This window comes from Oscillibacter valericigenes (genome assembly GCF_021531915.1).
GTDB lineage: Bacteria > Bacillota > Clostridia > Oscillospirales > Oscillospiraceae > Oscillibacter > Oscillibacter valericigenes_A.
Genome location: NZ_JAFBIV010000008.1, coordinates 12120 through 34317 on the forward strand (window position 1 = coordinate 12120; position 22198 = coordinate 34317).

Here is a 22198-nt window from a genome sequence, read left to right on the forward strand (position 1 = left end):
CCTGTTTCCGTGGAGACCTGTTCTTGTGCACAGCCGTACTCCCATCGCGGTATTTCCGAGCTGTGTACGAAGCAGATGATGAACCTGCAATGCGGTGCATCGGCCATCCCGGGCCGTAACGCTGTGTGCAGATGTAGCCTGCCTTGCGTGGGGATTGGTGAATGAGAGGTCAGGCCGTTTTCGCTCCCGGCCGGAGCATGGCGGCCCCCTGCTCTCTGAAACCGTCTCTGCAAAAGAGGCTAAAGAAACGGACAGACTGTAGTGGAAATCACCTAGGCTGTCTTTGCGGGGCAGAAAAAGGATTGCAGTGCGGACTAAGTGGCAATCGGGTAGCGCTGACTGGCAACGCTGTGCCATGGCGCCGAAGGGGGAACCGCCTCCATCGGCAACGAGAGGTGCGCCATGGGGAAAACCAACCCGTACCTAAGCCGTAAGATTTACTTTTTCTGCCGCCGCCGTCTTAGCACGTCGGAAAAAATTTCGCTGCGCTCCGCTTCCGCCGGATGGCGAAAGCTGCGCACGCTCCATTCCTTCCTCCTTTCCCCACGCGATCCGCTTCGCTGGGTTCGCGCGGAGGCCCCGAGAGGAAAGGAAGGAGGATACAGATGCATGAAATTTGTGATACCAAACCCGGTTGGAGGTTCCTTTGAAAAAAACACAGAAGAAAAAGAGCGGTTCAGTCTCTCCATACCGTTGGGCCTTTACGGTCTTTTTGATGGCGGTCGCCCTGTCCGCAGTGCTCAGTCTGGCATCGGAGTCGATGCTGGCGGGCGCGGGCGTGGCAGTCGCTGTTTTGATTTTGGCCATGTTCATCGGCCTGGGCATCCTGTTCGACATCATCGGCGTGGCGGTCACCGCTGCCGACCCCAGACCCTTTCACTCCATGGCTGCCCACAAGGAAAAGGGCGCCAAGGAGTCCCTGATGCTGCTGCGGAATGCCAGCCAGGTCTCCAGCGTCTGCAACGACGTGGTGGGCGACATCTGCGGCATCGTCTCCGGTACCACCGCCGCCGTCATCGTGGTGCAGCTCCAGACGGCGCTGGATCTGCGCTCCGTGCTGCTCTCCGTGGCCGTCACCGCCCTGATCTCCGGCCTGACCATCGGCGGCAAGGCCCTGGGCAAGACCTTCGCCATGAAGCAGAGTACCAAAGTGGTCTACTGTGCCGGCCGCTTCCTCCATGTTTTCCACCGCTGAAAGAAAGGCAACACTATGCTATTGGAAACCATCCACTCTCCCGCTGACGTCAAGGCGCTGGACAAGGCCCAGCTGCCCCAGCTGTGTCAGGAGCTGCGGGAGTTTTTGATCGAAAATGTATCCCGGACCGGCGGCCATCTGGCTTCCAACCTGGGGGCCGTGGAGCTGACCGTGGCAATCCACCGGGGCTTTGACACCGCCTCGGACCGGCTGGTGTTCGACGTGGGCCACCAGTGCTACGTCCACAAGGCCCTGACGGGGCGTCAGGAGCTATTCTCCACTCTGCGGCAGCTGGACGGCTTGTCCGGCTTCCCCAAGCCCTACGAGAGCGAGCACGACGCGTTTATCGCGGGCCATGCCTCCAACTCCGTCTCTGTGGCGCTTGGCATGGCAAGGTCCAGGACTTTACAGAATAAGGATTACAGCGTGCTGGCTCTGATCGGCGACGGCGCCCTGACGGGCGGCCTGGCCTATGAGGGCCTCAACAACGCCGGGGCCTCCGGGGAGCCGCTGATCGTCATTCTCAACGACAACGGCATGTCCATCAACCCCAACGTGGGGGCCATGCCCACCCATCTGAGTCGCCTGCGCAGCAAGCCGGCCTACTACCATTTCAAAAAGTGGTATCGGGGTCTCTTTGGCAAGCGGCCTATGGAGAACAGCCTGTACCGCTTCAACCACCGGGTCAAGACGGCCCTGAAAAAAGCTCTCTGGCCCGGCAGTACCCTGTTCGAGGACATGGGCTTCACCTATCTGGGGCCCATTGACGGCCACGACCTGCCCCGCCTGTGCGACATGCTGCAGTGGGCGAAGGAGCAGAACGGACCTGTGCTGGTCCACGTCCACACGGTGAAGGGCAAGGGCTATTCTTTTGCGGAGCAGAATCCCGGCAAGTTCCACGGCATCAGCCCCTTTGATCCGGAGACCGGCCTGGTGAAAAAGCCCGGCGGGGAGAGTTTTTCTTCTGTGTTCGGCAAGGCGCTGACGGACTGCGCTGCCCGGGACCCCCGGGTGTGTGCCATCACCGCCGCTATGGCGGACGGCACCGGCCTGTCGGGCTTTGCAAAGGAATTCCCGGAGCGGTTTTTCGATGTGGCTATCGCTGAGGGCCACGGGGTCTCCATGGCGGCGGGCCTTGCCAGCCAGGGGATGATCCCGGTGTTTGCGGTGTATTCCACCTTTTTGCAGCGTGGCTATGACCAGCTGATCCACGATGTGGCCCTGGAGCGGCTCCATGTGGTGTTCGGCGTGGACCGGGCGGGCCTGGTTGGCCCCGACGGCGAGACCCACCACGGCTGCTTCGACCCCCTGTTCCTGTGCACCATCCCCAGCTTTACGGTGCTGTGTCCCTCCAACTTCGCGGAACTGCGGTCCATGCTGAAAAGGGCCGTCTTTGAACTGGACGGCCCCGTGGCGGTCCGGTATCCCAGAGGGGGAGAGGGGGCCTTCCGGGAGGACCGGTCGGCGGAGCCGGTGGCGCGGCTGCGGCAGGGCAGCGACGTGACGCTACTGAGCTACGGCGTGCTGGTGAATCATCTGCTGGAAGCGGCGGAGCGGCTGGCGGAAAAGGGCATCCGGGCGGAGGTCCTGAAGCTGAATCAGATCTCGCCCCTGGACCACGGGACTGTCTGCGAGGCCCTTGGCGGCCGGAAAACGCTGCTGGTGCTGGAGGATTCCTTCGGCGCGGGCTGCGTGGGCCAGCGGGTGGCCGCCATTCTGGCAGAGCACGGACAGGCCCCGGAGCAACTCATTTTGAAGAATCTTGGAAAGACCTTCGCCCCCGAGGGCAGCGTGGCAGAGCTGGAGCACCGCTTCGGCCTGGACGCCGCCGGGGTGGCGGCTGCGGCAGAGGAGGCGGTGAAGCATGGCAAATAAAACACGGCTGGACGTGCTGCTGGTGGAGCGGGGCTATCTGGAGACCCGGCAGAAGGCCCAGGCCACCATTATGAGCGGACTGGTGTTCGTCAAGGGCCAGCGGGTGGACAAGCCCGGCACCGCCGTCCCCAACGACGCGGAGATCGAGGTCCGGGGGAATGTATTGAAATATGTGAGCCGGGGCGGATTGAAGCTGGAAAAGGCCATGGACACCTTCCCGGTGCAGCTGGAGGGCGCCGTCTGCGGCGACATCGGCGCCTCCACCGGCGGCTTTACGGACTGTATGCTGCAAAACGGCGCCTCCAAGGTCTACGCCGTGGACGTGGGCTACGGCCAGCTGGCTTGGAAGCTGCGGGAGGACCCCCGGGTGGTCTGCATGGAGCGGACCAACGCCCGGTATCTGGACCATGCGCAGATCCCCGACGAGCTGGACTTCGCCTCCATCGACGTGAGTTTTATCTCCCTGAAGCTGATCCTGCCCGCGGTCCACAACGTCCTGAAGGACGGCGGCCACGTGGCCTGCCTGGTGAAACCCCAGTTCGAGGCGGGGAAGGAAAAAGTGGGCAAAAAGGGCGTGGTCCGGGACCCGGCGGTGCATCTGGAGGTGTTGGAAAACTTCCTTGTACATGCAAAGGAATCCGGCTTTACAGTCCTTGGCCTGACATACTCTCCCATCCGGGGACCCGAGGGGAACATCGAGTACCTGGGGTACCTGGAAAAGGGGGAATGGCAGCCCATGGAATTTGATCTGAAGGCGCTGGTGGAGGAATCCCACCGGACCCTGAAGGAACACGGGGAGGGGAACGGACAGTGAATACGAAAAAGATCATCCTGTGCCCCAACCCCAACCGGGACCACGGCATGGTGACCACCAGGGCCGCTGAAAAAATACTCCACGAGATGGGCTTCCGGACCGTGGTGTGCTCTCCCTTCCGGGACCAGAAGGAGGGGGCCTTCGCCGATTACGATGTGCGGCCCCTGCCCCAGGAGATGAAGGACGCCGACCTGATGATCACCTTCGGCGGCGACGGCACCATCCTGCACCTGGCCAAGCTGGCAGCCCTGAACAAGGTCCCTGTGCTGGGCATCAACATGGGCGGCCTGGGCTTCGTGGCGGAGCTGGAGAAGGGCGAGCTGGAGGTCCTGCGGAAGCTGCAGGACTGGGACTTTGAGATGGAGCAGCGGATGATGCTGGATGTCTCCGTCATCCGGGAGGGCAAGCAGATCTACACCAACCTGGGCCTCAACGACGCGGTGATCCGGGAAGGTCCCATCTCCCACGTCATCCACCTGAAAATTTCCTCCGACGGCCGCCACCTTGCGGATATCGCCGGAGACGGTGTCATTGTCTCCACTCCCACCGGCTCCACGGCCTACTCCCTGTCTGCCGGCGGCCCCGTGGTGGAGCCGGTGGCCCAGACCATGGTGGTCTGTCCCATCTGCACCCACAACATGCGCTTTTCTTCCTACGTCCTCTCTCCGGAGCATGTGCTGACGGTGGAACTGGAGCGCAACGGCCGCAAGCCAGTGTACCTGTTCGTGGACGAGAGCAGGGCCTTCAGCCTGCGGTCCGACGATAAGGTGTTGGTGCGGCGCAGCAAGTACGTGACGAAGCTGGTCCGTCTGACGGAGAAGAGCTTCTGTGAAATTTTTGCCCAAAAAATGCTGCCGGGAGGGATGAATGATGAAAAATGACCGTCAAGCCATGATTCTGGAGATCATTTCCCAGGAAAATATCGAGACACAGGAGCAGCTGCTCTCCCGTCTCCAGGAGCGGGGCATCAGCAGCACCCAGGCCACCATCTCCCGGGACATCAAGCAGATGCACCTGATCAAGGAGCCGGTGGGCCATGGGGTATACAAGTACGCCGTCTCCGGCAACCGCACCAAGCTGAACTTCGCGGAGAAGCTGCGGACCATCTTCCGGGAGAGCATCACCAGCATTGCCTGTGCCCAGAACATCGTGGTCATCAAGACCATGCCGGGTCTGGCCAGCGCGGCCTGCTCAGCTCTGGACAACATGGACATCACCTACATGGTGGGCTCCCTGGCCGGGGACGACACGGCCTTCCTGCTGATGCAGGACGCGGACTCCGCGGCGGCCTTCTGCGAGGAGATCCGTGCCATGCTCTGAACTTGAGAAGGAGGGATCCACATGCTGGAACTGCTTCATATTGAGAATATCGCCGTCATCGAGCAGGCGGATATCCGGTTCCGCTCGGGTTTCAACGCCCTCACCGGCGAGACCGGCGCCGGCAAGTCCATCGTCATCGACGCCATGGGCGCGGTGCTGGGGGGCCGGACCTCCCGGGAGCTGATTCGCACCGGGGCCGACAAGGCCTTCGTCAGCGCGGAATTTTCCAGCGTTCCGACGGACCTGCCGGGCCTTGCTGCCAACGGCGTGGCCCCGGACGAGGACGGGACCATTTTGCTGCAGCGTGAAATTTTCAGCGACGGCAAAAACGCCTGCCGTGCCAACGGCCGCCCCATCACCGTGGCCCAGCTGCGGCAGATCGGCGCCGAATTGCTGAACATCCACGGCCAGCACGACGGCACAGCCCTGCTGGACGAGGAGCAGCACGGCGCCTACCTGGACCGCTTCGGGCGGACGGAAGGCGTGCTGACGGCCTACCGGAAGGAATACGACGCCATGGCGGACCTGAAAGCCCAAATTCGCGCTCTGAAGATGGACGAGGCTGAGAAGGCCCGCCGCATGGACAGCCTGCGGTTTCAGATCGACGAGCTGGAGCGGGCGGAGCTGGTGCCCGGGGAGGAAGAGGAACTGACCCAGCGCCGCAACATCCTGCGCAACGGCGAGAAGTTCATGGCGGCCCTGTCCGGGGCGGAGTACTGCCTGTTCGGCGACGATTCCTCCGCCGGAGCGGTGAATCAGCTGCGGGACGCGGAGGAGGCCATGGGCACCATCCGCACCCTGGGGGACGACCTGGCGGAGTTGTACAAACGCTTGGAAAACCTGCGCTGTGAAGCCTTTGACCTTGCCGAGACTATCCGGGACAAGCGGACGGAATTTGACTTTTCCCCGGAGGAACTGGACGCGGTGGAGAGCCGCGCTGACCAGTTGTACCGCCTGAAAAAGAAGTACGGCGCCACCGTGGAGGACATGTTGGCCTACCTGGACAAGTGCCGGGCGGAGCTGGACGCCATGGAGACGGCGGACGACACGTTGATCCTGCTGGAACAGAAGCTGAAAAAAGCGGAGACGGCGGTGCGGACCGCGGGGGCAGAGCTGACCCGTGTGCGAAAGGAAGCCGCCAAGGCTCTGGAGGACCGTATCCAGCGGGAGTTGCGGGACTTGGACATGAAGAAGATCCGCTTTGCCATCGACTTCGCGGAGAAGGAACCCGCCGCCGACGGCTGCGATACCATCCGGTTCCTGATGTCCGCCAACGTGGGGGAGGACCTGCGGCCCATCGCCAGGATCGCCTCCGGCGGCGAGCTGGCCCGCATCATGCTGGCGCTGAAAAACGTGCTGGCGGAGCAGGAGGCCATCGGGACGTTGGTGTTCGACGAGGTGGACACCGGCGTCAGCGGCCGGGCGGCCCAAAAGGTGGCGGAAAAGCTGGCCCAGGTCAGCCGTCGCAAGCAGGTGCTGTGTGTGACCCATCTGCCCCAGCTGGCAGCCATGGCGGACACCCACTTCTCCGTGGAGAAGGGAGAAGAAAAGGGAAGGACCTTTACACACGTTGTCCTGCTGGACCGGGAGGCCCGCAAGGCGGAGCTGGCCCGCATCACCGGCGGCAGCCAGGTGACGGAGGCTCTGCTGGAGAGCGCCGGGGAGCTGCTGGACGCGGCGGAGGCCTACCGGAAGTCCATCTGAGTTCTGACAGATCGGGGAACGGAGTATCCAGCTTTTGTTCTCCGGTCTCGAAACATTTTTGAAACATTTTCGCCGTTTTCCATTGACAATCTTCCGCAAATCGGATAAAATACCCCACGTATATGGCATTGATGCGGAGAAGTACGCGGAACGCCCTGCCAAGAGAGCCCCTGGACGGTGGAAAGGGGAGAGGGACGCCCGCCGAATACACCGCGGAGCCGGCGCCCCAACAGTCATGTCAAGACCCAGTAGGCGTGTCCCGGGTGCGCCCGTTACCGCGCTGCCGTGTGTTGGCACGGCGTGAGGCCGTTTCCGCGAGGGGGCGGCGAACCAGAGGTGGTACCGCGAAAGCATTTCGCCCTCTGTCCCTGCCGGGACGGGGGCGTTTTATTCCGTTTCGGTGAACTTTTACATCTGAACAGGAGAGATTACCATGCAGATTTACGAAGAACTGGTTGCCCGCGGCCTGATCGCCCAGGTGACCGACGAGAACGAGATCCGGGAGCTGGTGAACAACGGCAAGGCCACCTTCTATATCGGCTTTGACCCCACCGCCGATTCCCTCCATGTGGGCCACTTCATGGCCCTGTGCCTGATGAAGCGGCTGCAGATGGCCGGCAACAAGCCCATCGCCCTCATCGGCGGCGGCACCGCCATGATCGGCGACCCCTCCGGCCGCAGCGACATGCGTTCCATGATGACCCGGGAGACCATCCAGCACAACTGCGACTGCTTCAAGAAGCAGATGTCCCGGTTCATCGACTTCGGCGAGGGCAAGGCCCAGATGGTCAACAACGCCGACTGGCTGCTGAACCTGAACTACGTGGACTTCATCCGGGACATCGGCGCCTGCTTCTCCGTCAACAACATGCTGCGGGCCGAGTGCTTCAAGCAGCGCATGGAGAAGGGCCTGAGCTTCCTGGAGTTCAACTACATGCCCATGCAGTCCTACGACTTCTACTACCTGTTCCAGCACTACGGCTGCAACATGCAGTTCGGCGGCAACGACCAGTGGAGCAACATGCTGGGCGGCACCGAGCTGATCCGCCGCAAGCTGGGCAAGGACGCCCACGCCATGACCATCACCCTGCTGCTGACTTCTGAGGGCAAGAAGATGGGCAAGACTGCCAGCGGCGCCGTGTGGCTGGACCCCAACAAGACCTCTCCCTACGATTTCTACCAGTACTGGCGGAACATCGAGGACGCCGACGTGCTCAAGTGCATCCGCATGCTGACCTTCCTGCCTCTGGAGCAGATCGACGAGATGGACAAGTGGGAGGGCAGCCAGCTGAACACTGCCAAGGAGATCCTGGCCTACGAGCTGACCAAGCTGGTCCACGGCGAGGAGGAGGCCAACAAGGCCCAGGAGACCGCCCGGGGCCTGTTCTCCGGCAAGGGCTCGCTGGAGCACATGCCTTCCTCCCAGCTCACCGCCGACAAGTTCGAAAATGGCAGGATCGGCGCTATTAACCTGCTGGTGGCCTGCGGACTGTGCGCCTCCAACGGCGAGGCCCGGCGGCTGATCCAGCAGGGCGGCGTGGCCGTCAACGACCGGAAGGTGACCTCCATCGATGTGGCCTTCGACCAGAGCGATTTCGAGGGCGACGGCGTGGTCATCAAGAAGGGCAAGAAGGTCTTCCACCGCGCTTACCTGTAATAAGAAACCATCATAGCAGCAGACGCGGGGCGTTCGCCCCGCGCCTGTTCTGCGTATAGAAAGGAATCGACATGATCACAGTCAACGACGTCAGCATGAACTTCAGCGGCCAGAACCTGTTCAAGCACGTGGACCTGAAGTTCGTCCCCGGCAACTGCTACGGCATCATCGGCGCCAACGGCGCCGGCAAATCCACTTTCCTCCGCATCCTCTCCGGCGACCTGGAGCCCACCAGCGGCGAGGTCATCATTTCCAAGGACCAGCGCATGTCCATTCTGAAGCAGGACCACTTCCAGTACGACGCCTACACCGTGCTGGACACCGTCATCATGGGCAACCAGCGGCTCTACGACATCATGAAGGAGAAGGACGCTCTCTATGAGAAGGAGGACTTCACTGAGGAGGACGGCGTGAAGGCTTCCGAGCTGGAGGCCGAGTTCGCCGAGATGGACGGCTGGGAGGCTGAGAGCGACGCCTCCCGTCTGCTCCAGGGCCTGGGCCTGTCCGCCGACATCCTGTACAGCGAGATGTCCACCCTGACTGCCAAGGAGAAGGTGAAGGTCCTGCTGGCCCAGGCACTGTTCGGCAAGCCGGACATCATCCTCCTGGACGAGCCCACCAACCATCTGGACATCCAGGCCATCGAGTGGCTGGAGGACTTCCTGATGGACTGCGAGGCGCTGACGCTGGTGGTCAGCCACGACCGCCACTTCCTGAACACCGTCTGCACCAACATCGTGGACGTGGACTACGGCCAGATCAAGATGTACGTGGGCAACTACGAGTTCTGGTACGAGTCCAGCCAGATGGTCCAGCGGATGATCCGGGACCAGAACCGGAAGAACGAGGAGAAGATCAGGGAGCTGCAGCTGTTCATCCAGCGCTTCTCCGCCAACAAGTCCAAGAGCAAGCAGGCCACCGCCCGCCGCAAGCTGCTGGACAAGCTGAGCGTGGAGGAGATGCCCGCTTCCTCCCGCCGGTATCCCTTTGTGGGCTTCAAGATGGACCGGGAGTGCGGCAAGGAGATCCTGGTGGTGGAGAACCTGTCCAAGACTGTGGACGGCCGCAAGGTGCTGGACAACATCAGCTTCCGCGTCAACCGGGACGAGAAGGTGGCCTTCGTGGGCGAGGATGAGATCGCCAAGACCACCCTGTTCAAGATCCTCATGGGCGAGCTGGAGCCGGACCAGGGTAGCTACAAGTGGGGCACCACCATCACCACCAGTTACTTCCCCCTGGACAACTCCGCCTTCTTCAACGACTGCGACCTGAACCTGCTGGACTGGCTGGCCCAGTATACGGCGGACAACGCGGAGGAGAACACCGAGTCCTTCAAGCGGGCCTTCCTGGGCCGGATGCTGTTTTCCGGCGACGATGTGTTCAAGCCTGTCAAGGTCCTCTCCGGCGGCGAGAAGGTGCGGTGCATGCTGTCCCGCATGATGCTGTTCGGCTCCAACGTGCTGGTGCTGGACCAGCCCACCAACCACCTGGACCTGGAGTCCATCACCGCCGTCAACAACGGCCTCATCGACTTCAAGGGCGTGGTGCTGTTCTCCAGCCACGACCATGAGTTTGTCCAGACTGTGGCCAACCGCATCATGGAGTTCGAGAACGGCAAGCTCATCGACAAGATGGGTACCTACGAGGACTATATCGAATTCCGCCGGGCGCAGAACGCGGGTTAAGGGCCTGGTTTTGTAACCGAATGTAGGGGCGGATAGTATCCGCCCGCCGTGGCCGGATTGTAACCGAATTTTAGTTGACATAAAAAATACCGCTCCGTATGCTGTACGTATGACAGTGTCGGGGTGGTATTTTTATGCAAAAGCGGCAAATATTGGGACTGTTTGTCCTGCTGGCGGTGACGGCGGCGGTAGTTTTCGGGACACGGCCTTGGCTGACAGAACAGGCGAACCCATCGGCGGAGAATGCGGCCTGTGCGGAGCTGCTGGCAAACACGCCGGTGGCGGAGCTGGAAGGGGAGACCGTCTCCCCAAACGGCAGTCTGGAGGCGCGGACCATAGGAGCCAGTGAAAATGTTGTCAGCGGCCTGCGGATCCCGGAAGCCATACAAATCGTGGACCGGGAGACCGGGGAAGTAAAATGGGAGGACCGGGGCTATCTCTGGCAGTCGGTTTCCTGGTCTCCGGGAAACAACCTGGTAGCCCTGGCCTACGGCGGCCGCACCTGGACGGCCGTGAAGGTTATCTCCACAGCCTGGTGGACCAGTTGGGACTTCACGCTGCCGGACGGCAGCCCCATCCCGGAGTACGTCTTCCTACCGGAGGACTGGGGAACGTGGCTGGACGCGGAAACCCTGCTGCTGACCGTGGGCCGGGGCAGCGATGGGGAGGAACAGCACACCTACCGCTGCGTGGTGCATGCCGGAGAGGAGGAGACCACCGGCAGCGCCATGGAGCAGACCACAGAGACCCTGCCGGGGAATTACGACTTCGACCACGACGGGGAACCGGAAACCGTGGAGCTGCTGACGGTGCTGACGCCGGAAAATGCGCCTGCTTTTCCGGCGAGGTATGAACTGTGGGTCAAAAAGCAGGACGGAACGACTATGTGGCACCAGGAGGCGGGGCTATACCACGCGGGCTGGGTGTCCGTCTTTTCCCTGAAGCTGGACGGGCAGGACTATCTGCTGCAGTATACCCCTGCTGTGGGGCAGAGCTACTATGCCTATGTGTATCAGCTGTTTTCCCTGGACAGTACAGGGAAAGAGGTGATGCAGGAAGCAAATGGAGTGGAGTTTGATATGATGTTTGACAGCGACATGCATCAGTCCTTTGACCCCGCCGCCATCGCCGCCTTCCTGGAGGAGGTCCATGGCTATCTGGATGACAGCACCCTGCTGCTGACTACCGAGGGCGGCCAGTTCCGCACCGGCGGCAGCGGCGCGGACTTCCGGGACGACCTGTGTTTCGTGACGGAATCCGCGGCCTATGATGAGAGCAAATCCCTGGAGGAAAATCTCAAAACGCTGGAGCCAGCTTTCACTCAGTAACGGGAATCGTCACAAATTGTAACCGAATTGTGGTTGACGTAACAGGAACGCCGCCCTTATACTGGTAAAAAAGACCAGATAAGGGTGGCGTTTTTATGAGAAAGATCGCGGTTTCCCTGGCGCTGTGCCTGCTGCTGGCGGGCTGCGGTCAGGTTGGCGTCCAGCCGAAGCCCGAAACAGACCCAGAGACCCCGCAGGAGTCTGCGGTGATCCTGCCGGAGGAGGACTGGGAGGAGCCCCCGGAGCTTGAGGTGCCGTCCGGGGGGCTGTATCTGCTGGACAGCGTGCCGGTACTGGACCCGTCGGCGGAGGAGCTGGCCTGGGAGGACAAGGGCGACTACCGCCAGTCAGTGCTGTGGTCCCCCAGCGGCAGCTATGTAGCCATTGCCCGCACCACGGAGACGGAGGTCATGGTGACGGTGCTGGAGCCGGTGAAGAGCGCCTACTGGCACATGACCATGCCGGACGGCTCCAACATCCCGGAGGGCGCCTTCCTGCCGGAGGAGGACTGGGGCCGGTGGACCGGGAACGATACGCTGCTGGTCACCCTGGGCGGCGTCCGGGGCGGTACGGAGGAGAGCACCTACCGCTGTGAGATTCGCGCGGAGAGCAGCCGCCTGAAGGGCACCAGCACGGAGCAGACCACCAAAAAGCTGGCGGGCATCTATGACTTTGACCACGACGGTATTCCGGAAAACATGGAGCTGGTGACCCTGCTGGACCCGGAGGTGGAGGGCCGCACGGGCTTCTACGAGCTGCAGATCACCCAAAAAGACGGCACCCGCCTGTGGACGGAGAGCGCTCACCGAAGCCATCCGGGCTGGACCAGCATCTTTGCCTGCGAGATCGACGGGGAGGACTACCTGCTGCGGTACAAACCGGAGATGTGGCAGGGCTGGGCAGAGTACCACTACCAGCTCTTTGCTCTGGACAGCGCCAACCCCGGTACGGAGCGACTGCTGCGGGAGAGCACGGTGGTCTGGGACGGCAATTTCAACATGCCCGGACACCAGCTGAATGTCCCGGCTCTGGCGGGCTTCCTGCGGGAGGTCCACGGCTACCTGGACAGCAGCACCCTGCTGATGAGCACGGAGAACGGTGAGTTCCGCACCAGCGGCAGCGGCGCGGAGTTCGACGACGGCTTCCTGGAGCTGTGGCAGATGGCGGAAGGCGACCCGGCGCTGTTGGAGGATGGCCTGACGGCATGGGCGCTGGCGGCCGCCATCGAACAGGGGGCCGCTCCGGCGGAGGAATAAAGATAGCAGGGAAGGCCCACACCGGGAGGGTGGGCCTTCTTTTTCCGTTTATGCGGGCATCAGGCCGTATCCCACCAGCGTGCTGCGGATCCGCTCCCGGTTGGCGGCGCTGGGCTCGCACAGGGGCAGGCGGAGAGTGCCCTCGCAGAGTCCCATGAGCCCCATGGCGGTCTTGACGGGAATGGGGTTCACCTCGCAGAACATGGCGTCGCAGAGGGCTTTCAATTCCACCTGCAATGCTCCGGCGGCCTTGTAGTCCCCAGCAAGGCACAGCTGGGTCAGCCGGTGCATGAGGGCCGGGGCGATGTTGGCCACCACGGAGATGACCCCCACGCCGCCCAGAACACAGATGGGCACGGTCTCGTCGTCGTTGCCGGACCAGATGTAAAAATCCGCCGGGCAGAGGGCACGGGTCCGCTGGATATTGCCCAGGTTTCCGGAGGCCTCCTTGACGCCCACGATGTTGGGGTGCTGCGCCAGCTGCACGTAGGTCTCCGGGGCGATATTGACTCCGGTGCGGGAGGGGACGTTGTAGAGGATCACGGGCCGGTCCACGGCGTCGGCCACTACTTGATAGTGCCGCACCAGCCCCGTCTGGCTGGCCTTGTTGTAGTAGGGCGTCACCAGCAGCAGGGCGTCGGCCCCGGCGTGCTGGGCGTCCCGGCTGAGGGCCACCGTCACCTCCGTGGCGTTGGAGCCGCTGCCGGCGATGACCGGCACCCGGCCGTTCACCTGTTCCACGCAGTATTCAATGGTCCGCATCCGCTCCCGGTAGGTCATGGTGCTGGCCTCACCGGTGGTGCCGCAGACGATGATGGCGTCGGTGCCCGCCTCCAGCTGGAGGTCAATGAGATGTCCCAGAGCGGGCAGGTCCACCGTTTCATTGCGGAAGGGCGTGACGATGGCCACGCCAGAGCCGGTAAAAATAGGTGTTCGCATATGTACCTCCTATACAGTCCGTGGCTGTTGACAGCGTTGTACAGGATTACTTTATGCAATATCATTGGAAAATGTGCGAAAAACTTTGCAAAACCTGTCCTGTTTTGAAGAAAAGAGACCGGATACCAAAACGGTATCCGGTCTCTCGGGTGATGGGATGTACGGCGTTACTTCGCCTCAATGTAGCCCTTCTTGCACAGCAGCTCGGCCAGCAGGACGGCGCCGCCGGCGGCACCCCGGAGGGTGTTGTGGCTCAGGCCCACGAACTTGTAATCGTACTGGGAATCCTCCCGCAGGCGGCCCAGGGACACGGCCATGCCGTGCTCCAGCATCCGGTCCAGACGGGTCTGGGGGCGGTTCTCCTCCTCAAAATAGTGGAGGAACTGCTTGGGGGCGGAGGGCAGCTCCAGCTCCTGGGCGGGGCCCCGGAAGGCGGCCCAGTCGGCCTTGATCTGCTCGATGGAGGGCTTGCAGCCATCCTTGAACTTCATGAACACGGCGGCCATATGACCGTCCTGGCAGGCCACCCGGAAGCACTGGGCGGTGATGGCGGGGCCTTCCGCCTTGACGATCTTGCCGTCCTCCACATGGCCCCACAGCTTCAGGGGCTCCTGCTCGGACTTCTCCTCCTCGCCGCCGATGTAGGGGATGCAGTTATCCACCATCTCGGGCCAGCGCTGGAAGGTCTTGCCGGCGCCGGAGATGGCCTGATAGGTGCAGACCAGGGCGCTCTCCAGGCCGTACTTCAGCAGAGGATGCAGGGCGGGCACGTAGCTCTGGAGGGAGCAGTTGCTCTTGACGGCGATGAAGCCCCGCTTGGTCCCCAGGCGTTTGCGCTGGGCCTCGATGACATCCAGGTGCTCAGCGTTGATCTCGGGCACCACCATGGGCACGTCGTCGGTCCAGCGGTGGGCGGAGTTGTTGGAGACGATGGGGCACTCCAGCTTGGCGTACTTCTCCTCCAGGGCCCGGATCTCGTCCTTCTTCATGTCCACGGCGCAGAAGCAGAAATCCACCATGGACGCCAGCTTCTCCGCGTCGGCCTGGGCGTCCAGGACCACGATCTTCTTGGCTTCCTCGGGCATGGGGATATCCAGGGCCCAGCGGCCCTCCACGGCCTCCTCGTAGGGCTTGCCGGCGCTGCGGGCGCTGGCGGCGATGGCGGTGAGCTGGAACCAGGGGTGATTCTCCATGAGGGTGATGAACCGCTGGCCCACCATGCCCGTGCCTCCGATGATGCCGACTTTGTACTGTTTCATGTGCTTGTTCCTCCTGCTGTTGCTTCCGGGGAGGGAATTTGTCCGTCCCCGTCGATTTTGGTTGAATGTGCCGTTGGTTTGTACTATACTGTCTCTATATGAGAGATACTTGTGTACTTGTACAGCGGACAAATGTTTGTTGTACGTATAGTACCACGCTTTTGGGATGCCGTCAAGACGGCTGCCCTTGGGAGGTTCCATGAAAAAAACACTGCTGACTACACTTTTCGTTGTGACATTTTTCGCCTTGAGCACCGTTTCCGCCTCCGCTGTGGTGAACGACACCATTCTGGTGGGCCTGCGGTATGGCGATTCCGCCCTGTTTTCCGCCAATCTGGAAAACGCGGAGGGGGCGGGCTATGCGTTCGGCTGGTTCGACAGTGACCGGCAGTTCGAGGCCTTGGGCTGGACGGAAGAGACCGCCATCTCCATGACCGCCGCCGGTACTATCTATATGAGCAGCGGCGGGAATTATTCCGCAGGAGAGCCCGCCGCCATCACCGGCTACCTGGGCCCCTGGCATGTGGAGATCGACGGCTTCGGCAATTTTGACGAGGCTCAGGAGGCCGCCTGGAACTACGGCGGCTATCCCGCCTGGATCGACGGGACATATGTGGTCCGCGTGGGTGCCTACGAGACGGAGCGGGCCGCGGAACGGGCTGTCGATGATCTGGGGGAGGGCTACGCCGCCTGCTCCTCGGACACCGGCATTCTGGTGACCGTCACCCGCACCACAAACATTCTCTTCGAGTACGACGACAGCCAGACCTTCGGCGTCCGGCCCGACAACGGCAGGCAGGAGCCGGTCACCTGGTTCAAGGGCTACAAGTACCCCGGCGCCTTTGCATACCGGAGGACCTCCGGCGGGAACCTGAGCGTCATCAACGTGGTGGATCTGGAGGAGTACGTCAAGGGCGTCATCCCCTATGAGATGAACGGCGACTGGCCCCTGGCGGCTCTGGAGGCCCAGGCGGTCTGCGCCCGGACCTACGCCTGCCGCACCAGCAAGCACCTGGCGGCCTACGGCTTCGACGTTTGCGCTACCACCGATTGTCAGGTCTATTACGGCCGGGGCAGCGGCGGCGCCGCCCCATCGGCCCGCAGCGACCAGGCTGTGGAGAACACAGCGGGGGAGATGCTGTATTACCGCGGCGAGCTGGTGCAGGACGCCGTCTACCACTCCTCCAACGGCGGTGCCACCGAGGATGTTGCCAATGTCTGGGGCAGTGAGAGAGGCTATCTGAAAGGGAAGGAGGACCCCTACGAGGCCCAGATCTCCATTCCAAACTATAACTGGTCCGTCACCTACACCGCCGACCAGCTGACCTGGATCCTGGAGCAGAAGCCCTCCATGACCGGCGGCAAGGACATCGGCACGGTGAAAAATGTGTATGTATCGGAATACACGCCTTTGGGCAATGTGAAGAGGGTGACCTTTGAGGGGACCAAGGGCAGCCTGACGGTCACCGGCGACACCTGCCGCACCATCTTTTACAGCAGCACCTACGGCAAGTCCATCCCCAGCCTGCGGTTCGGCATCAACGGCGGAGGTCCCTCCACGGGCACCGGTATTACCGTCAACGGCAATCAGACCCTCTCCGGACTGGATGGTCTGTCCGTCATCTCCGGCAGCGGGAAAATCTCCCGGCTGGAGGGAAACAGCGCCAGCATCATCACTGCCGCCGGGGTGTCCCAGGCGTCGGTGACCACAGGCGGCAGCAGCGCAAAGACCACTGCCTCCAGGAACGGCACCTTCACCATCACTGGCACCGGCAGCGGCCATAACGTGGGCATGAGCCAGTACGGCGCCAGGGCCATGGCGGAGTTGGGCTATGACTACACGGAAATTCTCGAATTCTACTATACCGATATCACCATCCGGTGAAGAACAGGAAACGGACCATGAAAACAAGTGACTTTTACTATGACCTGCCCCCTGAGCTGATCGCCCAGACGCCCCTGGACAAGCGGGACACCTCCCGCCTGATGACCCTGGACCGGGCCACGGGGGCGATGGAGCACCACCACTTTTACGAGCTGCCGGACTTTCTGAACCCCGGCGACTGCCTGATTTTGAACAATTCCCGGGTGCTGCCCGCCCGCCTGCTGGGCCAGCGGCTGCCGGGGGGCGGCGCCTGCGAGGTGCTGCTGCTGATCGACCGGGGGGAGAAGACCTGGGAGTGCTTGGTGCGGCCGGGCCGCAAAATGCGCACCGGGGCCAAGCTGAGCTTCGGCAACGGCGAGCTGACCGCCGAGGTGGTGCAGGAGCTGCCCGACGGCAACCGTCTGGTGCGCTTCGACTACGAGGGCATCTTCCTGGAGGTGCTGGAGCACCTGGGCAAAATGCCCCTGCCGCCCTACATCAAGGAGGAACTGCAGGACCAGGAGCGGTATCAGACCGTGTACTCCAAGGTGGTGGGCAGCGCGGCGGCCCCCACGGCGGGCCTGCACTTTACCCCGGAGCTGCTGGAGAAGATCGCGGCCAAGGGCGTGGGCATCGGCTATGTGACCCTCCATGTGGGCCTGGGCACCTTCCGGCCCGTGAAGGAGGAAGAGATCACCGACCACGAGATGCACAGCGAGTACTGCGTCATTCCGCAGGAGACGGCGGACCTCATCAACAAGACCAAGGCAAACGGCGGACGGGTCATCTGCGTGGGCACCACCTCCTGCCGCACCCTGGAATCCTGGGCCGCCGACGACGGCCACATGGAAGCCAAGGCGGGGTGGACCAACATCTATATTTACCCCGGCTACAAGTTTAAGGTGATGGACGGCCTGGTGACCAACTTCCATCTGCCGGAGAGCACCCTCATCATGCTGGTGTCCGCCTTCGCGGGCCGGGAGCAGGTCCTGGCGGCGTACCAGGAGGCAGTGAAGGAGCGGTACCGGTTCTTCTCCTTCGGAGATGCCATGTTCCTGCGGTGAGTTTTCCACAGGCAGAACATGTCACTAAAATCGTCAAAAAAGCTCGAAGTTTGTCACCACAAACGTTTGCGAAACAACTTGACAACCCTTTATCCGTATGATATCTTATGGATATCCTCTTTGCACTGCATCACGCTTCTCTGATTGAAAGCGCCGGACAACAGTACAAACTGAGCAGACGGCGGGCTGAAACAGCCTGTGCGTCGGGCCGCGTTCAGCGGCAGCGGATGAGATTCACCACACATCTGCGGGACAGTGCGACCTGTGCCGCGGGTGTGTTTTTTTGCACCTATTTGCGGGCATTGAGCTATCTGCCAAAAAGACAGTATGGGAGGTAACTTATGGACCCAAGACAACATGAGAAAGTGGCGGTGAGCGTATCCGCCGTCACCATCGCCATTAACCTGGCCCTGGCGGGCTTCAAATTCCTGGCCGGCTTCCTGGCTCACTCCGGAGCCATGATCTCCGACGCCGTCCACTCTGCGTCGGACGTACTGGCCACCTTCATCGTCATTCTGGGCGTGAAGCTGGCGGGACGGGACGCCGACCGGGACCACCCCTACGGCCATGAGCGGCTGGAGTGTGTGGCGGCCCTGGTCCTGGCCGTTATCCTGGGAGCCACGGGCCTGGGCATCGGCTGGAGCGGTATCCGGAAGGTCGCCGGCGGCGAGGAACTGCTGGTGCCCGGTGTGCTGGCCCTGGTGGCCGCCGTGGTCTCCATTGTGGTGAAGGAGGCCATGTTCTGGTACACCTGGCTGGCGGCCAAGAAGATCGACTCCAGCGCCCTGAAGGCCGAGGCCTGGCACCACCGCTCCGACGCCCTGTCCTCCGTGGGCAGCTTCGCGGGCATCCTGGGAGCCCGTCTTGGCTTCCCGGCCCTGGACCCCATTGCCAGTGTGGTCATTTGCCTGTTCATTCACAAGGCCGCTTGGGACATCATGTCCGACGCTCTGGAGAAGATGACGGACCACGCCTGCGACCCGGAGACGGCGGAGGAGATGCGCAAATCCATCCTGGCCCAGCCCGGCGTGCTGGGGCTGGACGCCCTGAACACCCGCCTGTTCGGCGACCGGATGTATGTGGATGTGGAGATCGCCGCCGACGGTGACCTGCCCCTGAAGGTCACCCACGCCACCGCCCAGGCCGTCCACGATGCCCTGGAGGCCCAGTTCCCCCAAGTGAAGCACTGCATGGTCCATGTGAACCCGGCGGAGGAATCCGCCTGAACCAACCGCCTGCCCCGGCCCTGGGGCGGGCGGTTTTTGTCTCGGAGCGGAAATTCCGCGACGCCGGCGCGCTTCTTTTGCCATTTTGCCTGATCAAAAGACGTGGGTCGTTTTCACCGGCTATCGTTGTTGCGGAGACTTCCATCCTGTAGTATCATGAAGGCAACAAACCGGAATTTGACGGAGTGTGGTTATATGAATCGTACAGGATTTACAGTTTTTGTTTTGCCGTTTTTGATTGGAATAATTGTCAGATCGATGTTTCTTAAATGGAAAAGAGGCTATATTATCTCGGGCGTTTTTGCGCTGCTCTCAGTTATCGTATGGTTTTGGACCAAACACCTTGCTCATCACGGAGTTGACGGAACTATCATGCTTTGGGCTTTGATGGCAACCGAGCTTACAGCGGGGGCGTTCATTGTTGGTGGAATATCGTTTTTGATGAAAAAGATAAACCATTAGGAACGGACCGTATCCCTTGCTTTATATGAAACGGTAAATTCATATTTGCCGAAGGATGAAAGGCTCTGCTTTTCGTCTTGCGCCGGTGGGACAGGTGTACTATAATAAAAATAGTACGAAATGGGGCATTCCCAGGAAGGACTTGTCCCCGCGGAGCTGCGGACCTTTTTTGACCGTGCAAAATAAACAGAAACGAGAAGGAATATGTTCAAAGTACTCAAAACCGAAGGCCGCGCCCGGCGCGGTGAATTTTCCTGCGCCCATGGCGGCACCGTGCAGACGCCGGTGTTCATGAACGTGGGCACCCAGGCCGCCATCAAGGGCGGCGTCTCCGCCCATGACCTGAAAGAAGTGGGCTGCCAGATCGAGCTGAGCAACACCTACCACCTGCACCTGCGGCCCGGCGACAAGATCGTGCGGCAGATGGGCGGCCTCCACAAATTCATGAACTGGGACGGCCCCATCCTGACGGATTCCGGCGGGTTCCAGGTGTTTTCCCTGGCGTCCCTGCGGAAAATCAAGGAGGAGGGCGTCACCTTCGCCTCCCACATCGACGGCCACAAGATCTTCATGGGTCCCGAGGAGTCCATGCAGATCCAGTCCAACCTGGGCAGCGACATCGCCATGGCCTTCGACGAGTGCGTGGAGAACCCGGCGCCCTATGAGTACGCCAAGGCCAGCTGTGAGCGGACGCTGCGGTGGCTGGAACGGTGCAAGATCGAGCACGACCGGCTCAACAGCCTGCAGGACACCGTGAACCCCCACCAGATGCTCTTCGGCATCAACCAGGGCGCCACCTTCGCGGACCTGCGGGCCTGGCACATGCAGCAGATCGCCAAGATCGACTGCGACGGCTTCGCCATCGGCGGTCTGGCGGTGGGGGAGCCGGCGGAGGTCATGTACGAGATAATCGACGTGGTGGAGCCCCACATGCCCCCGGAAAAACCCCGGTATCTCATGGGCGTGGGCACCCCCAGCAACATCATCGAGGCCGTCAGCAGGGGCGTAGACTTCTTCGACTGCGTCATGCCCTCCCGCAACGGCCGCCACGGCAAGCTCTTCACCTGGGAGGGGACGGTCAACATCCTGAACCAGAAGTACGAGACCGACGACCGCCCCATCAGCGAGAGCTGTAATTGCCCGGTCTGCCGGAATTTCTCCCGGGCTTACCTGCGGCACCTGTTCAAGGCCGACGAGGTGCTGGCCCTGCGGTTCGCCGTGCTGCACAACCTCTATTTCTACAACGAGCTGATGGCGAAGATCCGCCAGGCCCTGGACGAGGGGAATTTCGCGGACTTCCGGGCCCGGTACAGCGGAAAGCTGGAGCTGCGGGCGTAAACGCAAGAAAGTTCTTGCAAAACCTGTGGGTTTTGGTATAATAGCAGTGTTCTGAATTTTTGAAACAAAAGGAGTATTTCAACATGAGTAGCCAGGGTATGTCTTCCATCATCATGATCGTGGCGCTGTTCGCCATCATGTATTTCATGATGATCCGTCCCGAGAACAAGCGTAAGAAGAAGGCGCAGGAGATGCGTGAGGGCCTGAAGAAGGGCGACACCATCACCACCATCGGCGGCATCATCGGCAAGGTCGTGTCTGTCACCAATGACACCTTTGTCATCGAGACCAGCGAGGACCGGGTCCGTATGGAGTTCGCCAAGTGGGCGCTGTCCAGCGTGGGCGTCCAGACCAGCGAGCAGCCCGAGGCCGAGAAGAAGTCCAAGAAGAACGAGGTCCCCGAGGAGCCCGTGGACGAGATCCCCGCCGAGACCGAGGAAAAGTAATTCCGATCTGCTTCCCGCGTCATAAAAAATACCTCCCTTGGAATATGCTCCAGTGACGAGCATGTTGCAGGGGAGGTTTTTTTATGTCCAAGGGGAAAAGGAAAAAGCGGACGACGACGGGAGCGGTACTGCTGCAGGGGACCGCTGTATCGCTGAGCGTGTATCTGGCGGGGATTTTGCTGCTGGCCCTGCTGGCGGTGAAGGGCGCGGTGCCGGAGCGGGCAGCCTTCCCGACGGTGGCGGTCCTCTGCCTGCTGGGGGCGCTCAGCGGGGGAGGGGTGACGGCCTACAGGACCCCCTGGGGTCCGCTGCCGGCGGCCCTGCTGAACACCGCGCTGTTCGCGGCGGTTCTGCTGGTGGTGGGGCTGGCCTGCTGGCCCGACGGCATCGGCAGCAGGGGCGTCATTCTGCTGCTTTGCGCGCTGGGCGGCGGTTTGGCGGCGGGGCTGCTTGGCGGACGGCGGGGCGGCAGGCGCCGGAAGCGGAAGTAGCCCTTTGTGAAAATCTACAAATTTGTGGTTTGGTCGCTTTATTCAAAGGAGGCGGCCCGCCGTCCGCGCCCTTGCGGCGTGGCGGTGGGGGAGGGCAGATATGGGGCGCCGCCGGCTGGCTTGCCCCCACATCTTGCCCATATCCGGGGTGCGGAGGGCTGTCTGGCCCCACTTGTTTCCGAGGTTGACATAATACAGTTAACATAAGAATTTGACATAACTACCAAAAAAGATGTTTTTCAGGTAAATTCCTTGATAAATTTGGAAAATTGCAC

General features: G+C 61.7%; 19 protein-coding genes and 1 riboswitch. Of the genes, 17 read left to right on the top strand and 2 right to left on the bottom strand.

Features of this window, described 5'->3' with window-relative positions; genetic code table 11:
* Positions 1–646: 646 nt before the first annotated feature.
* The 10 genes from JQM66_RS07035 to JQM66_RS07080 all read left to right on the top strand — a co-directional run bounded on the left by JQM66_RS07035 (position 647) and on the right by JQM66_RS07080 (position 12834).
* Complete coding sequence (locus JQM66_RS07035) at positions 647–1195, top strand: hypothetical protein (protein WP_235229180.1); 549 nt, start codon at positions 647–649, stop codon at positions 1193–1195.
* 15 nt (positions 1196–1210) lie between these two features.
* A complete protein-coding gene (gene dxs / locus JQM66_RS07040) occupies positions 1211–3070 on the top strand; it encodes a 1-deoxy-D-xylulose-5-phosphate synthase (RefSeq protein WP_235229181.1) in 1860 nt (619 codons plus the stop codon).
* Positions 3060–3884: a TlyA family RNA methyltransferase gene (locus JQM66_RS07045; RefSeq protein ID WP_235229182.1), complete on the top strand. Its 825-nt coding sequence runs from the start codon at positions 3060–3062 to the stop codon at positions 3882–3884. Before dxs ends, JQM66_RS07045 begins: the two co-directional genes overlap by 11 nt.
* On the top strand, positions 3881–4765 hold the full coding sequence (locus JQM66_RS07050) for an NAD(+)/NADH kinase (protein WP_235229183.1): 885 nt from the start codon (positions 3881–3883) through the stop codon (positions 4763–4765). The genes JQM66_RS07045 and JQM66_RS07050 overlap by 4 nt, the downstream gene beginning before the upstream one ends.
* The gene (locus tag JQM66_RS07055) at positions 4755–5204 is read left to right on the top strand and encodes an arginine repressor (protein WP_235229184.1); all 450 of its coding nucleotides are present in this window, start codon (positions 4755–4757) and stop codon (positions 5202–5204) included. The genes JQM66_RS07050 and JQM66_RS07055 overlap by 11 nt, the downstream gene beginning before the upstream one ends.
* Before the next feature lie 21 nt (positions 5205–5225).
* Positions 5226–6908 (top strand): DNA repair protein RecN, encoded by a 1683-nt coding sequence (recN, locus tag JQM66_RS07060; RefSeq protein ID WP_235229185.1) that lies wholly within the window; start codon positions 5226–5228, stop codon positions 6906–6908.
* 433 nt (positions 6909–7341) lie between these two features.
* Positions 7342–8565 carry a tyrosine--tRNA ligase gene (gene tyrS, locus JQM66_RS07065; RefSeq protein WP_235229186.1) on the top strand — a complete coding sequence of 408 codons (1224 nt, stop codon included), beginning with the start codon at positions 7342–7344 and terminating at the stop codon, positions 8563–8565.
* Positions 8566–8636: 71 nt separating this feature from the next.
* Positions 8637–10250 carry an ABC-F family ATP-binding cassette domain-containing protein gene (locus JQM66_RS07070; protein ID WP_235229187.1) on the top strand — a complete coding sequence of 538 codons (1614 nt, stop codon included), beginning with the start codon at positions 8637–8639 and terminating at the stop codon, positions 10248–10250.
* A 134-nt stretch (positions 10251–10384) separates the two neighbouring features.
* Positions 10385–11578 (top strand): hypothetical protein, encoded by a 1194-nt coding sequence (locus tag JQM66_RS07075; protein ID WP_235229188.1) that lies wholly within the window; start codon positions 10385–10387, stop codon positions 11576–11578.
* A 95-nt stretch (positions 11579–11673) separates the two neighbouring features.
* The gene (locus JQM66_RS07080; protein ID WP_235229189.1) at positions 11674–12834 is read left to right on the top strand and encodes a hypothetical protein; all 1161 of its coding nucleotides are present in this window, start codon (positions 11674–11676) and stop codon (positions 12832–12834) included.
* 48 nt (positions 12835–12882) lie between these two features.
* On the opposite strand, the gene dapA is transcribed toward JQM66_RS07080, so the two are convergent.
* Positions 12883–13773 carry a 4-hydroxy-tetrahydrodipicolinate synthase gene (gene dapA, locus JQM66_RS07085; RefSeq protein ID WP_235229190.1) on the bottom strand — a complete coding sequence of 297 codons (891 nt, stop codon included), beginning with the start codon at positions 13771–13773 and terminating at the stop codon, positions 12883–12885.
* 167 nt (positions 13774–13940) lie between these two features.
* Entirely contained in the window at positions 13941–15032 is a 1092-nt protein-coding gene (gene asd, locus JQM66_RS07090; RefSeq protein WP_235229191.1) for an aspartate-semialdehyde dehydrogenase, read from the bottom strand.
* A 199-nt stretch (positions 15033–15231) separates the two neighbouring features.
* Here asd and JQM66_RS07095 point away from each other — a divergent pair, with 199 nt between their 5' ends.
* From JQM66_RS07095 to JQM66_RS07125, 7 genes are all read left to right on the top strand, one after another.
* Entirely contained in the window at positions 15232–16917 is a 1686-nt protein-coding gene (locus JQM66_RS07095; protein WP_235229192.1) for a SpoIID/LytB domain-containing protein, read from the top strand.
* A gap of 17 nt (positions 16918–16934) precedes the next feature.
* The gene (gene queA, locus JQM66_RS07100; RefSeq protein WP_235229193.1) at positions 16935–17960 is read left to right on the top strand and encodes a tRNA preQ1(34) S-adenosylmethionine ribosyltransferase-isomerase QueA; all 1026 of its coding nucleotides are present in this window, start codon (positions 16935–16937) and stop codon (positions 17958–17960) included.
* 160 nt (positions 17961–18120) lie between these two features.
* A riboswitch (NiCo riboswitch) is annotated at positions 18121–18218 on the top strand.
* Positions 18219–18301: 83 nt separating this feature from the next.
* Complete coding sequence (locus JQM66_RS07105; protein ID WP_235229194.1) at positions 18302–19186, top strand: cation diffusion facilitator family transporter; 885 nt, start codon at positions 18302–18304, stop codon at positions 19184–19186.
* A 195-nt stretch (positions 19187–19381) separates the two neighbouring features.
* Positions 19382–19648: a hypothetical protein gene (locus JQM66_RS07110; RefSeq protein ID WP_235229195.1), complete on the top strand. Its 267-nt coding sequence runs from the start codon at positions 19382–19384 to the stop codon at positions 19646–19648.
* Positions 19649–19852: 204 nt separating this feature from the next.
* Positions 19853–20986 carry a tRNA guanosine(34) transglycosylase Tgt gene (gene tgt, locus JQM66_RS07115; protein WP_235229196.1) on the top strand — a complete coding sequence of 378 codons (1134 nt, stop codon included), beginning with the start codon at positions 19853–19855 and terminating at the stop codon, positions 20984–20986.
* 83 nt (positions 20987–21069) lie between these two features.
* On the top strand, positions 21070–21432 hold the full coding sequence (gene yajC / locus JQM66_RS07120; RefSeq protein WP_235229197.1) for a preprotein translocase subunit YajC: 363 nt from the start codon (positions 21070–21072) through the stop codon (positions 21430–21432).
* Between the two features lie 83 nt (positions 21433–21515).
* Entirely contained in the window at positions 21516–21923 is a 408-nt protein-coding gene (locus tag JQM66_RS07125) for a hypothetical protein (protein ID WP_235229198.1), read from the top strand.
* Positions 21924–22198: the final 275 nt, after the last annotated feature.